This is a genomic window from Kribbella orskensis (assembly GCF_004342085.1).
Taxonomy (GTDB): domain Bacteria; phylum Actinomycetota; class Actinomycetes; order Propionibacteriales; family Kribbellaceae; genus Kribbella; species Kribbella orskensis.
Genome location: NZ_SLWM01000023.1, coordinates 58540 through 72006, shown reverse-complemented (window position 1 = coordinate 72006; position 13467 = coordinate 58540). Strand labels below are relative to the sequence as shown.

General features: G+C 69.0%; 13 protein-coding genes. 4 read left to right on the top strand and 9 right to left on the bottom strand.

Going from position 1 to position 13467, the window contains the following annotated elements; translation table 11 throughout:
* Nucleotides 1-12 precede the first annotated feature (12 nt).
* The 5 genes from EV644_RS36620 to EV644_RS36600 all read right to left on the bottom strand — a co-directional run bounded on the left by EV644_RS36620 (nt 13) and on the right by EV644_RS36600 (nt 7568).
* Nucleotides 13-1365 (bottom strand): MFS transporter, encoded by a 1353-nt coding sequence (locus EV644_RS36620; RefSeq protein ID WP_132194896.1) that lies wholly within the window; start codon nt 1363-1365, stop codon nt 13-15.
* Nucleotides 1362-2474, bottom strand: coding sequence for an acyltransferase (locus EV644_RS36615; protein WP_158293029.1), 1113 nt, complete (start codon nt 2472-2474; stop codon nt 1362-1364). Before EV644_RS36615 ends, EV644_RS36620 begins: the two co-directional genes overlap by 4 nt.
* 17 nt (nt 2475-2491) lie before the next feature.
* A complete protein-coding gene (locus EV644_RS36610; RefSeq protein ID WP_158293028.1) occupies nt 2492-3928 on the bottom strand; it encodes an AMP-binding protein in 1437 nt (478 codons plus the stop codon).
* 383 nt (nt 3929-4311) lie between these two features.
* Nucleotides 4312-6846: a GAF domain-containing protein gene (locus tag EV644_RS36605; RefSeq protein WP_158293027.1), complete on the bottom strand. Its 2535-nt coding sequence runs from the start codon at nt 6844-6846 to the stop codon at nt 4312-4314.
* Nucleotides 6847-7370: 524 nt separating this feature from the next.
* The gene (locus EV644_RS36600; protein ID WP_132194904.1) at nt 7371-7568 is read right to left on the bottom strand and encodes a hypothetical protein; all 198 of its coding nucleotides are present in this window, start codon (nt 7566-7568) and stop codon (nt 7371-7373) included.
* Nucleotides 7569-7789: 221 nt separating this feature from the next.
* On the opposite strand from EV644_RS36600, the gene EV644_RS36595 reads away from it, so the two are divergent.
* The 3 genes from EV644_RS36595 to ctaD all read left to right on the top strand — a co-directional run bounded on the left by EV644_RS36595 (nt 7790) and on the right by ctaD (nt 10751).
* The gene (locus EV644_RS36595; protein ID WP_199240202.1) at nt 7790-7999 is read left to right on the top strand and encodes a helix-turn-helix domain-containing protein; all 210 of its coding nucleotides are present in this window, start codon (nt 7790-7792) and stop codon (nt 7997-7999) included.
* Nucleotides 8000-8373: 374 nt separating this feature from the next.
* Entirely contained in the window at nt 8374-8892 is a 519-nt protein-coding gene (locus tag EV644_RS36590) for a TraR/DksA family transcriptional regulator (protein WP_132194906.1), read from the top strand.
* A 92-nt stretch (nt 8893-8984) separates the two neighbouring features.
* A complete protein-coding gene (gene ctaD / locus EV644_RS36585; protein WP_132195031.1) occupies nt 8985-10751 on the top strand; it encodes an aa3-type cytochrome oxidase subunit I in 1767 nt (588 codons plus the stop codon).
* 8 nt (nt 10752-10759) lie between these two features.
* On the opposite strand, the gene EV644_RS36580 is transcribed toward ctaD, so the two are convergent.
* The 4 genes from EV644_RS36580 to fdxA all read right to left on the bottom strand — a co-directional run bounded on the left by EV644_RS36580 (nt 10760) and on the right by fdxA (nt 12663).
* The gene (locus EV644_RS36580; protein WP_132194908.1) at nt 10760-11191 is read right to left on the bottom strand and encodes a hypothetical protein; all 432 of its coding nucleotides are present in this window, start codon (nt 11189-11191) and stop codon (nt 10760-10762) included.
* Between the two features lie 71 nt (nt 11192-11262).
* The gene (locus EV644_RS36575) at nt 11263-11634 is read right to left on the bottom strand and encodes a cupin domain-containing protein (RefSeq protein ID WP_199240201.1); all 372 of its coding nucleotides are present in this window, start codon (nt 11632-11634) and stop codon (nt 11263-11265) included.
* Nucleotides 11631-12332: a helix-turn-helix transcriptional regulator gene (locus EV644_RS36570; protein ID WP_132194910.1), complete on the bottom strand. Its 702-nt coding sequence runs from the start codon at nt 12330-12332 to the stop codon at nt 11631-11633. Before EV644_RS36570 ends, EV644_RS36575 begins: the two co-directional genes overlap by 4 nt.
* Nucleotides 12333-12336: 4 nt before the next feature.
* The gene (gene fdxA / locus EV644_RS36565) at nt 12337-12663 is read right to left on the bottom strand and encodes a ferredoxin (RefSeq protein ID WP_132194912.1); all 327 of its coding nucleotides are present in this window, start codon (nt 12661-12663) and stop codon (nt 12337-12339) included.
* Nucleotides 12664-12749: 86 nt separating this feature from the next.
* Between fdxA and EV644_RS36560 the strand changes: the two genes are divergently transcribed.
* Nucleotides 12750-13466, top strand: coding sequence for a DUF2249 domain-containing protein (locus EV644_RS36560; RefSeq protein ID WP_132194914.1), 717 nt, complete (start codon nt 12750-12752; stop codon nt 13464-13466).
* Nucleotide 13467: the final 1 nt, after the last annotated feature.

Sequence of the window (13467 nt, the reverse complement as noted above, 5' to 3'; positions counted from 1 at the left end):
ATCGGCTGGTGGTCAGCCGGGTGCGGCCGCCACTGTCGGCGGCTCCGGTTCGGAGTCCATCGGTCGCGGGTCCACCCGCAGCGAGAGCAGCGTGCCGACCGCCAGCAGACCCACCGACAGCGCGAACGGCAACTGCCAGTTCCCGGTCCGGTCGATGAGGAACCCGAAGACGATCGGGGACACGATGCCCGCGACGCCGAAGCCCGTGTTCATCAGCCCACTGGCCACGCCGGCGTGGTCGGGGGCGATGTCCATCGGGATGGTCCAGAGCACCGAGTTGGTCAGCTCGAGGAAGAAGAACGACACCGCCAGGCTGATCGTGACCAGGACCAGGTCGTGCACCAGCAGCGATGGGATCAGCGCCAGCATCGAGCCGGCCAGACCGATCACCAGGTTCACCCGCCGCGCCGTCCGGAGGCTGCGGGTCCGGGCCAGCAACCGGTCCGACAGCATCCCGCCCAGGGTGTCCGACACCACCCCGGCGGACAGCACCAGGGTCGTGAACAGTGCGAACCCGGCCAGCGCCAAGCCGTACTGGTCCTTGAAGAAGGAGGGCAACCAGGTGAGATAGACCCACAACATCCATCCGTAGCAGAAGTCGACGAGCGTGACGGGTGCGATGCGAGCCACCAGCCGTCGCCACGGTACCTTCCGCCCGTTCGGCATGGATCTCGTTCCGGCCGCCTCGTCGGCGTACTGGGCGTCCAACTCACCCAGTTCGGTCTCGGAGACCCGCTCGTCGTCCTGCGGCCGGTTGTGGAATCGGCGCATCCAGGCAATTGACCAGAGCGCGGACAGCACGCCGAGGGCGAGGAATCCGGCCCGCCAGCCCACTGTCGCGATCAGCCCGGCCATCCCGAGCGGTGCGATCGCGGCGCCGACCCGGGCCGCCGAGTGCACCACGCCCTGGCCGTAGCCACGGCGGTCGCCGGGCAGCCAGGACGACATCGCCCGGGTCGCGGTCGGGAACGCGGCACCCTCGCTCAGTCCGAGCAGCAGCCGGGCCGCGCCCAGCGCGAGCAGCCCGGTAGCGAGGCCGGTCCAGATGCTGGCGATGCCCCAGGCCACTGCGAGGATGCCGAGGACCCTGCGCGGGCCGTACCGGTCGCCGATCCAGCCACCGAAGACCTGCAGAAGCGCGTACGGAAGCGAGTACGCCGCCAGCGCGAACCCGAACTGGGTCTCGCTCAGGTGCAGGTCGGCGCTGATCGCCGGACCCGCCGTCGAGATCGCGGTGCGGTCGACGTAGGAGATCGCGTAGAGGACGCAGAGCAGCATCAGCACGCGTCCACGGACACGGTGCCGCAGCGGGGAGCGGGCCGTCGTCACGGCCGCCGGTCCGGAGGATTCGGTGTCGAGGGTCATGTCACACCCTCGAGGGGAGGGCGGGCTCGTCCCGTGGGCGGTCGGCCCCGGACCTGGGCCTGCTGCGGTCGTCGGCGTGGTCTGCCGGTCAGGGGGAGGCTGGCCGGTGTCCGCCGCGCGATCTCGGCGATCAGCAGCGAGGCGCCGAGCGCGAGAACGGTGGCCACGACGGCGGACACCGCTGCCGGAGGCGTGGACGCCCAGGGAAGGTCGAACAGCCCGAGCAGCAGGAGCGGATGAACCAGGTAGACGCCGAAGGAAAGGTCTGAGGCGCGGTCCACCCAGCGCACGTGCGGCGCGCCGGCAGCTGTCCACCGGGTCGCCGCGGCGCCGAGCCCGGCAACCAGGACGACCGCCCAGATCTGCATCACTGGCTGGACGGGGTCGGCCGCGGTGTCTGCGCGGGTGCCGGTGGCGACCAGGACGAAGTACAGGACCTCCATGGCGACCGCGCCGGCAAGGGTGCCGGCAAGGACCGCCCGCCGGTGCTCGGTCAGCCACTCCAGGACCGCGTCCAGGTGCAGCGCGGCGACGCCGCCGGCGACGAACAGGAACACGTAGGTCGGTAGCAGTTGGCCTTCGTACGCACGGTAGGTCGCTAGCGGACCCGGCGCCCAACTCCCGTAGTGCAGCCAGCCGGTGAACACGACCGCGACGGCCAGGCCGGCGCCGAGCAGTGCCCACGGATGCCGGCGAGTGCGCCGCAGCAGCCAGAGGAAGACCGGTAGCAACACGTAGAACTGCATGGTGACGAGCAGGAAGTACAGGTGGTACCAGGCGGTGCCGGTCAGCAAGGCAAGCCCGGCGCCGTCCCACGGCCTGTCCCGTCCGCCGGTGGCCCAGGACACCAGGAGGTAGATCACCGACCAGACCAGGTACGGCGCGCCGACCAGTGTCAGCCGCCGGCGCAGCTTGCCGGTGCGGCCGGACCGCTCCGCCGAGCGAACCAGCAAGATCGCCATGAACACGAAGAAGGCCGAGCGGGTGTAGTGCAGCAGCATCAGCGCCGCGTTCCCGCCGACGTCGAGCGAGGTGAACGAGAGGCTCACCGCGTGCACGCCGACGACAGCGCCGAACGTCACCACCCGGACCAGATCGATCTCCGGCACCCGGCCGCGCCACCGCATCACGGCGACCCGGCGCCCCGCAGACCCGAGGAGCGCACCATCTCGGCGACCTCGGCCCGCCGGACCTTACCGGTGCCGGTGATCGGCAGCTGCTCGACGACGGTGAGCTCCGCCGGCCGCCGGTCGCGAGGGAGCGCGGCTCGGCACCGCTCGGCAAGTCGGTCGGGCAGCCCGGGGTCGTCGGTACTGGCCACGACGTAGGCGACGGGTACCTCGCCGAGAACGGGATCCGGCCGCCCGACCACCACCGCGTCCCGGACGCCGGGATCCTCGCGCAGCACGTCCTCGATCTCCCGGGGCAGGATCTTCTCCCCGCTGCGGTTGATCAGCTCGCCGGACCGGCCCACCAACCAGAGGTAGCCGTCCTCGTCCAGCCGTCCCAGGTCGCCGGTGTCGAGCCAGCCCTCGGCGTCGAACCGCTCGGCGCCGACGTCGGTGGCGTACGCCCGGATGACGCCGGGCCCGCGGATCAGGACCGTACCTGGCTCCCCGGCCGGCTGCTCACGCCTGTCGTCGCCGACCACCTTCAGCTCGCCGCCGACCGGCAGCCCCACCGAGCCGGGCCGCCGCTCGCCGTCCAGCGGGTTCACCGTGATCTGGCTGGCTGCCTCGGTCATCCCGTACGACTCCAGGACCGGGATGTGGTGCATGTCCTCGAACCGGCGCAGCACCGGCACCGGTAGTGGTGCCGACGCGCTGCGGACGAACCGGATCCGGGCCGGATCCTCTGTCGTCGTGCCATCCTCGGCCAGCAGTGCGACGATTGCGGGCACCGCGTTGACCCACGTCGCCTCATGGGCGTCCACGGTTGCCCAGAATCGGCTGCGGGAGAACCGCCGGTCCAGCACCAGCCTGCCCCTGGCCCGCAGTGTCGCCAGCAGCCCGACGACCTCGGCGTTGACGTGGTAGAGGGGGAGCGGGCAGTAACCTACGTCGGCCGGGCCGAGCTGGTGCGAATCGGCGACCGCGGTGGCGACGTACGCGAGTTGGGCGTCGCTGAGCAGGACCTGCTTCGGCTCGCCCGTGCTGCCCGAGCTGGACAGCAGCACACCGGCCGGCCGCCGGGTCGGCACCCGGTTCGCGAGCCGCTCGAGGCCGTTGTCGGTGAGGACCGCGACGGTGTCCGGCTCCGCCCGACGCCGATCCAGCGCCCGTGGCGCGGCGGGATCGAACGGTGCCGCGACCCGACCGGTAGCGACGAGGCCGAGCAGCGCCGGCCCCGCGTCCAGCGGGTCGGTCACGGCGGTCGCCACGGTCGCGCCCGGCGGCACGTCCGCGTCGGTCAGCCGCTTGTCCCAGTCAGCGACGGCTGCGGTCAGGTCGCGGTAGCGGACCCGCCGCGGGCTGCGCGCGTCGGCGAGGTAAACGGCGTTCCCACGCTCCTCGCTCGCCTCCTGGATCCAGTGGGCGATCTGACCGACCTCATCCACGGGCATGCCTCGACGCCAGGCGTGCAATCTGTCCGGCCGCTGAGGGCCGGCTGCAGATCCGCTGTGAACGGACCGACGGCGGACAACGCCCGACCCAGCCCGCCCCCAACCGCCAGGTCGAGAATTCGGCTTGCCGGAGCCGGCACCGTTGACCATTCGTTCCTTCACTGTTGATCATGAGATCCCGCTCCGATGGACGTCTCACCGCGCACAATGCAACGATCTCCGCCTTCTGCATGCCTGTCAGCGCGGCCAGCTACCGGCGGCACCCCATGCCACCTGCAGTCGACGACCTCCTGCTAGCCGGTACCGCTGAGCGCCGCGTCGCTTTCCTCAGCTCGGCCGTGGGCCGTCAGCCACCACGCAATCGGCGTGAGTGACATCGGCGGCTATTGGCTCACGATCGGGAGTTCTACCCGCAGCGACGTGCCCCTTGTGGGTGGGCTCGCGATGCCGATCGTGCCGCCGAGCGCCGTGACACGGTCTGTCAGCCCGGTCAGCCCCGATCCCCGCGCTGGATCCGCTCCACCCACGCCATCGTCGCCGATCGTCAGCCGCAGGATGCCGGCGTCCACCTGGGCACTGACCTCGACGGTCGAGGCCCGCGCGTGCTTCGCGGCATTGGTGAGCGCTTCGGAGACGACGTAGAAAGCCGCGACCTCGACGTGGTCTCCGAGCCGCTCGTCAATCGCCAGGTCGAGTTGCACCGGCACCGCCGACCGCCGGGCAAGCGCCTTCAGAGCCGGCGTCAGACCACCCTCGGACAGGATCGCCGGGTGGATGCCGCGCGACAGATCCCGCAGTTCGTCGAGGGCGCCCACAAGCCCCTGGTTGATCCGCGCCAGCTGTGCGGCGAGCAGGTCGTTTCCGGAGGGTGTGATGGCCTCCGCGCCGTGCAGATCCAGCGCAAGCGAGACCAGGCGTTGCTGTACGCCGTCGTGGAGGTCGCGCTCGAAGCGCCTGCGGGCGTCGTCCGCTGCCGCGACCAGGCGCGCGCGGGAGGCGATCAGCTCAGCGCGGCTGTCGGCGTTCGCGATGGCGGTGTCGACCAACTGGGCGAAGAGAGCCATCCGCTGCTCGGTGTCGGCCGGCGGCGAGTGCTCCCGGTTCCAGCCCGCCGAGACGACGCCCCAGAGCCGGCCGTCCACGACGATCGGCGCTCCGACGGCCACCCGCAGGCCCGCGGCGCGGGCCAGTTCGGCGATCATTCCGCGCGCTCCCTCGTAGCTCTCCATCCGGGCGGAACTCCCAGACCGCCGCACCACCGCCTCCACGCTGTCGCCCTCGTGGCTGATCCGCACACCTGGCGGCATCTCCTCAGCGCTCGAGCCACGATGCGCAAGAACGGTGAGTTCGATGCCGGGCTCGTAGCGACACACCAAGAGGTGATCGGCGTCCAGCAGGCTCTCCATCTCCGCGGCCACGGCGTCGAAGACCACGGGGGGCGCCGCGCCTTCCGCGACGAGCGTCGCCACCCTTCGCAGCGCTGCCTGCTCCTCGGCCAGCCGCGCTACCTCTGCGCGTGCCTCGGCGTTGGCGATGGCCGTGGCCACCAGGTCCGCGAACTGCGCGATCCGCGCCTCGGTCTCCGGCGGGAGCGGCTCGGGTTCGGGCCTCGCCACGACGATCGCGCCCCATCGACGCTCACCGACAACGACCGGACAGCCGACCGCCGAGCCGATTCCCTGCTCACGCGCGCCGGCAGCGACAGGACCGGGGGCTGAGGCGTAGTCATCGATCCGGCGTGCCCGTCCCTCCCTGAGCACTAGCGCCGCGACGCCGTCGCCGTCGCCGTCGACCGGTAGCCGGGTGCCGACCGGGTAGCGGGCGGCCAGGCCGGCGCCACCGACAGCGACCACGTTCGCGGTCCCGTCGCCTTCGTCATGCAGCAGCGCGCAGTCGACCTCGCCGAACACCCCCGCCGCTTCTTCGGCGACCTTGGCGAACACCTCCGTCGGCGAGGACTCCTTGGCAACGAGCGTCGCCACCCGCCGCAGCGCGGCCTGTTCGTCGGCCAGTAGACGGAGATCCTGGTGCGCCTGGGCGTTGGAGATCGCGGTCGCCACCAGTTCCGTGAAGGCAGCGATGTGCTCCTCGCTGCCGACCGGCAACCCATCCGGCCGGGTCGTGGCGGCCACCACGGCACCCCACAGCCGACCGTCGACGGTGATCGGCGCGCCTACCCCCGACCGGGCACCGAGCTGTGCAAAGCACTGTGAAATCGAACCCTCCGTGCCCTCGAACCGCTCCGTGCGCACCGGCCGACCGGTCTCCAGCACCATTGCCGCCGCGCCGACACCATCCACTCGCAACCGTGCAGCGTGGGGGAACTCCGCACCCGGCACGCTCCACAGTCCGACGACGGTGCCGGTGCGATCCGACTCGTACCGGAGCACGACCGTGACCTCGGCGTCGTACAACTGGCCGATCTCCGCGGCCACGAAGCCGAACGTCTCGGCCGGTGCAGCTCCGCGGGCGACCAGCGTCGCGACGCGCCGAAGGCCGGCCTGCTCGTCAGCGATCTCACCTCGGGCACGCTCGGCGGCCGTCGCGCGGCGAGCCGCATGTGCCGCCAGCCCGCCCAACAGGACTGATACCGCCAAGTAGACGACCAGATCCAGCAGGTTGACGGAATCCGGGAACTCGAGCGGGTGCGTCGGGGGCAGGTAGAACCAGTCGAAGGCGAGCATGGCCGCCATCCCCACCGGGACCGCGTAGGCGATACTCGCGAACCGGGCGATCGCGATCACGGCGACCAGGTAGCCGATGCCCAGGAGGCCGGCGACGACGGGAGCGTCGACACCCGCAAGAACCAACGCCGACAGGGTGAAGGTCCCGGCGCCTGCGGCGAACGACAGGGCGATCTCCGCCGCGAGCGGGAGACGGCGTGCCCGTTCCCATCCGGCCACCAAATCTGGCTCCACCCGCAGCAGACTGCCGCCATCGACGCGAGCACGCAATGGCGGGCCGAGACGACGGTCCTCGGCAAGTGCCGGGTGGCGTCGTAACTCAGCGAATCCTTACCTCACTCACCGAATCAACAACGTAACAACCAGCAGTTCGCCATTCCGGCGCAGCGTTCATTCCGCGGGTGCCCTCGGAGATGCAGATCGCCTCGGCGTCGGCGTCGAGCTTGGCTGCACTCGGCCCGGCCGGTGCTGGGCCGACGCGAAGCCGTCTTCGACCGACCAGACACCCGTCCCGAACCGCCGATGCATTCAGCATGCGCCGTACAGATTCAGGACAGCCGAGGGTCGGTCATCCACAACTAATAAAGGGTGGACCGAGCTAGGGATCCCTGGCAGCCGAGACCCGGCGTGATCAGGGCGAGGGCATTGATGAATGTCGGGCGGGCCCGGCCGCAGGACTTACGACTCCGTCTGCGCACCAGCCTGAAGCGCACGCCGCGCGAGGTGACAGCGTGGCCCGGCCGGACCGGGCATTCGGGCTAGGTCGCCTGTGGGGCGAACGCGTGCTCGCTGACGGGCCACATGGTCCAGCCTCGCGCGTTCAGCGCCGGCCAGAGCCGGCTGCCGCAGTGTCGGCACAGGTAGAGCTCGCCGGCGCGCTCGGCGTGCTCGGCGCGGTGCATCGTGCGGACCGCCGCGCGGACCGCTGGTCCGCACCGGTCACATGTCTCGTTCATACAGTCATGGTCGCGCGGATCGGCGCGTGTCGTCCCCGGTGCTGACCCGGGTCGAGTCCCGGGGTTGTGCCCGGGCCCGGGGTACTGGCGGAGCCCGCCGGTGCGCTGCTCCCAGCGGCCCGCTTCGAGTTGCGTGCGGCGCACGACGCGTTCAACTCGATGGGCGCGGAGGCGTTCGCCGAACGCGCTGGGCGGGAACTGGCCGCCACCGGTGAGAGACCGTGCGCAAGCGGACGCTCGGCGTACCCGAGCAGCTGACCTCGCAGGAGTCGCAGATCGTCCGGCAAGCCGTGGCCGGGCGATCCAACCCGGAGATCGCGGCCGCTCTCTTCCTCAGCCCTCGTACCGTCGAATGGCACCTCCGCAAAGTCTTCGGCAAGCTGGGCATCTCGTCCCGCCGCGAGCTCGCCGCCGCCCTGCGCGACCAGTGACCAACGGTCAGGGCGTCAACCTCGACGGCGGCGTATGGACCGTCGTATCGCCGGCCGGCGCGCCCGTCACGAACCCCACTCCGGCCGGCCCTTCGACCCAAAACCCCATTGCGCCCGGCTGCTGACAACACCTCTACGGCTAACACGGGCAGAGCCCTTGGCTGGATAACCCACACAACGCTCCGATCCCTTCGCCTATCCCGGGCCTCGATAAGGGGTTGCCGGTACCCGGCAAGGGGGGAGCGCTGACTTGGCCGGGCGTACACGTACTCAGCCCGCGCTCGAGGCGGCATGGTGGGCGCCATGCACACGGGAGGCGATGGTGTCGGACGACCTGGACGATCCCGCTGACGAGATTGCATGAGGAGAACTCGATGAGTGATCTGGACCAGGCCGCTCCGCCCAGCGCACCGCGTGGCCGCCGCGTTGTTGACTCGCAGCGGTTCCGCGTTGAGCTCGAGCAGCAGCGCCGGTTTCGCCTCGAGCAACTCACACAGTTGGTGTGCGACACGACGGCCGCCAATGATGATGATGCTTCGGGTCAGGTGACATCAACGCTGATGACGGCAGTAGGAACTGTCCTGGCGGAAATCGACGCCGCTCTGTTCCGGCTTGCCATCGGCTCGTTCGGGATCTGCCAACGGTGCAGTCGCACCATTCCCTCCGACCGACTGGAGGCCATCCCGATGGCCTGTCTCTGCCTGCAGTGCCAGTACCGCGAGGAGTCCCGAGGCTCACAACCGGACCCCGTCGCAGGGGAGCCCACTAACACGGTGGTCCCACCGCCGACGTCGCCGCCACCGCAGGACCGGTACCCGACACCTGCGGCGGACATCGTCGACGTGTGGGGCATCGACTCCTTCCCGGCCAGCGACCCACCGGCGAACTGGTGAATCGGCGAAGGCGGATGGCTCCAGCCGATGACGGCGATCCGCTCCTGGACCAGTTGACGCGGATAACTGCGCACCGGCAGCGGATCCGGTCGATGACGGCCCGGGCCGAGCCGCCGGTACCACCAGCGGTACCTCGTCGCCGCGTCGGCCGGGCAGTGGTGAAGTGGCTGACCACGACCGACCACAAGCTGATCGGCCGCCTGTATCTGATCACGTCGTTCGCGTTCTTCCTGATCGGCGGCGTGATGGCGCTGCTGATCCGTGCCGAGCTCGCGAAGCCGGGCCTGCAGATCGTGAACGAAGAGGTCTACAACCAGCTGTTCACGATGCACGGCACGATCATGCTGCTGCTGTTCGCGACGCCGCTGTTCGTCGGCTTCGCCAATGTGATCATGCCGATCCAGATCGGCGCGCCCGACGTCGCGTTCCCTAGACTCAACATGTTCAGCTATTGGCTGTTCCTGTTCGGCGGCCTCATCGCTTTCAGTGGATTCCTTACGCCTGGGGGAGCCGCGGACTTCGGCTGGACGGCCTACGCCCCGTTGTCCGACTCGGTTCGCTCACCCGGTGTCGGTGGTGATCTGTGGGTGATGGGTCTGTGGATGGCCGGTCTGGGCACCATCCTGGGTGCGGTCAACTTCGTCACGACCATCATCTGTCTGCGAGCCCCGGGCATGACGATGTTCCGGATGCCGATCTTCACCTGGAACACGCTCGTCACGTCGCTGCTGGTACTGATCGCGTTCCCGATCCTGGCCGGCGCGCTGCTGATGCTGGAGGCGGATCGGGCCCTCGGGGCTCACGTCTTCGACGCGGCTAATGGTGGTCCACTGCTGTGGCAGCACCTGTTCTGGTTCTTCGGCCATCCCGAGGTCTACATCATCGCGCTGCCGTTCTTCGGCATCATCACCGAGATCCTGCCGGTGTTCAGCCGCAAACCGGTCTTCGGCTACATCGGCCTGGTCGCCGCGACGCTGGCGATCGCCGCACTGTCAGCCACGGTGTGGGCGCACCACATGTTCGCGACGGGAGCGGTCAGTTTGCCGTTCTTCTCCTTCATGTCGTTCCTGATCGCGGTGCCGACCGGGGTGAAGTTCTTCAACTGGATCGGCACCATGTGGGGCGGCTCGATCTCGTTCGATACGCCGATGTTGTGGGCGGTCGGTTTCATGACGACGTTCCTCTTCGGTGGCCTGACCGGCGTCATCCTGGCCTCGCCCGTCCTCGACTATCAGGTCACGGATACCTACTTCGTGGTGGCGCACTTCCACTACGTCGTCTTCGGGACAGTGGTGTTCGCGATGTTCGCCGGGTTCTACTTCTGGTGGCCGAAGATGACCGGCCGGATGCTCGACGAGAAGCTGGGCAAACTCCATTTCTGGCTGTTGTTCATCGGCTTCCACACGACGTTCCTGGTGCAGCACTGGCTGGGTGTCGAGGGCATGCCGCGGCGCTACGCGTCGTACGGGGCAAACGAGGGCTTCACCACGCTCAACCAGGTGTCCAGCGTCGGCGCCTTCATCCTCGGCGCCTCAACGTTGCCGTTCCTCTACAACGTCTACAAGTCCCGCAAGTCCCCGCTGGTCGGGGTGGATGACCCGTGGGGCTGGGGCCGGTCACTGGAGTGGGCCACCTCGTCCCCGCCACCGCGGCACAACTTCGTCAGCCTGCCGCGGATCCGGTCCGAGAGTCCCGCCTTCGACTTGAAGCACCCCGAACTGGCTATCAACGAGTACCGCGCCAGCGGTGCACCCCGGGACAACCTCCTCGACGCGGACGAGGACGACGGCCGCACCACCCGTCTTGCGCATCAACAGGTACTCGACACAACCAAGACCGCGGATGACCCAACGGACTAGTGCGCGAGTCACCCCGCCACGAGGAGGCAGATTCCGAGCGCTGCCAACGCGACCACCTTGGCGGCCTCGAGCGCGACGTAGTACAGGTGGACCGTCGAGCGGGGCGGGTTCTCACCGGCGAGGACGCGGTCGGAGCGCCGGTTGAGTTGTGGCCGAATGGCGATGAGTTGTCCGGTCAGGAGGATGAGGATGGCCGCGGTGAGCGTCGCTACCACACTGGTCGGCCGTCCCACGAGCACCGCCACGAGCGTCACCAGCGCCAAAGTGATCTCGACGCGGTTGAGCGCCCGGAATACGATGCGGCCGATGCCGAGCCCGATGGGAATGTCGACCCCAGGGGCACGGAACTTGAGCGGCGTCTCCAGGAAGGAGATCGCCAGCACCATGCCGAGCCAGATGAAGACGACGGCGGTTGCTGCGGCGGCTGGTGCGGCGTTCAACTGTTCCTCCTAGAGCCGTGCGTTGCCGAACACGCGAAGATGGCTGAGTGGGCAAACGTTGCCGATGGCCCCTAGGCGGCCGGCCAGCGGGCGATTCGGCCGACGAATTCGGGGGGTGAGGCGACGATCATCATGACGGCGGGCTCGGTGCCCGGGTTGTGCAGGCTGACTCGTTCCCCGGTGGCGAGATGCGCGACGGCGCCGGGAGCGAGCCTGTGCAACTGGTCGCCTTGCTGCAGGTCGATCGAGCCCGACAGGTGGACCAGGACGATCTCGGACGGTCCGTGGTCGTGTTCGGGCAGGCCACCGCCGGGCGGGATCCACACCTGGACCATGGCGATGTTGTCGGAGGTCCCGGCGGCCACGAGGACCTCCATCGTCGGGCCTCCGGGAATGGGAGCCCGGCGTCGCGGTGTGGTGCCGATCCTGGTGAGGTACATCATGTGCTCCTTGGGCGACGCTGCTTCGGACTCTTGGCCGCCGCCTGGCGGTGAGTGGGGGAAAGGTGGACAAGGCAGGCATCTGGCTCGGCGAACGGCTCGAGGCGGGTCGCCGCGATCGGTGCACGGATCTCGGTGAGAGCGCCTCGCATCAGACCCAGGTGCAAGGGACACAAGGTCGACGAGTACTCCTCGGCGAGTTCGAGGAAGGGGCAGTGGCGCAACCTGATGCGGTCGTCTTCGGCCGGCTCGGGCGCGAAGCCCAGATCGGTCATCATCGCGGTCAGTCGTTGGGTGGCCTCGGCGGCGCCGATCTGATGGGACGGGGCGACCTGCTCGACGAGGTAGCCGCCCCAGCTGCGGCCTGCGGCCTCGGCAGCGGCGCCCGCATCGGGACTCGTGGACAACTGTCCAAGGAGGATCTTGGCCAGCAGGTGGTACTGACGCCGCCCACCACGGTCCATCCCCGGATGTGGTGCGTGAACGGTTCGAGGCCGGCCCCGGCCGGATGGCTCCTCCAGCTTGCGGTCGACCAAACCCTGCGTCACCAGCGCGTCCAGGTGGAAGCGGACCGTATTGGGGTGAATGCCGAGCCGTTCGGCGAGTTCGGTGACACCTAGCGGATCGTCGGAGGCGCGCAGCGCTTCGAGCACTGCCTCCCGTCGTGGCTTGTCTGCGTCGTCCCGGTCAACTCTGGTCATGGTGTCAGCCTCCCTGATCCTGCGGCGGCAGCGCCGCGATGAGGGGGTGGTCATGCTGGATCACACCTGTCTTGAAGGCCCCGCCGGGGGATCCGAGGTCATCGAAGAATCCTGCGTTCGCCCCCTGGTAGTCCTTCCACTGGTCGGGCAGGTCGTCCTCGTAGAAAATGGCCTCGACCGGGCACACCGGTTCACACGCGCCGCAGTCGATGCACTCGTCCGGATGGATGTACAGGGAGCGCCCGCCCTCGTAGATGCAGTCGACCGGGCACTCCTCGACGCATGCCAGGTCCTTCAGGTCGACACAGGGCATGGCTATCACGTAGGTCACAGCTGACTCCTCACCAGGCGCTTGTAATTACTACAAATATCACATGTAATAATCATTCGAAATAGTGATGTGAGGAGAGTGGCGCCATGCCTGCTGCGGAGATCTTCATCCAGGCGACCGAAACCGATCCGGACGTCATCGCCCGCGGTGTGGTCCACGAGGTCCACGAGCGGTTGCGAGCTGGGCTGGCGGAGCTGCAGCCGGTTGCCGGCGGCGATCAGTCGGCTTCTCCGGAGTTGGTCGACTTCTGCCTCCAGGAGCTGCGCCAGTACCTCGCCGCGGCCGACCGGGATCTGTATGCACCTGCGGCCGGTGATGCTGAGACGCGGCTGCTGGTGGATGCTCTTCGCATCGGGGCCGCGACGCTGAACGCCCAGATCGACGATCTGGCTGCGGCCGGCGCGGTCGAAGCGGCGCGGATCAGCGCGACGATCGCGGCGGCGCTGGATCTTCACCTCCGGCTCGAGGAGTCGGTGCTGCTCCCCGCGCTGGCCGCGTTGCCTAGCGTGAATCCTTCACTGCTGGCCACGGACCTGCGGGCCTACCTCGCCGGGGAGCAGGTCGAGGAGCCGACGGTGATCGACGTCCGCAAGATCGCGCGGGGTGGTCGTCACCCGCGGGTCTTTGCCCGCTATGCCGGCCTGGCGCCTGGGGAGGCGTTCATCCTGGTCAACAGTCACGATCCCAAGCCACTGCGCCGGGAGTTCGAAGCCATTCACTCCGGCGCGTTCAGTTGGGACTATCTGCAGACCGGGCCCGAGGAATGGCGGGTCCGGATCGGGAGGGTCGCCGTCGATGCCTGAG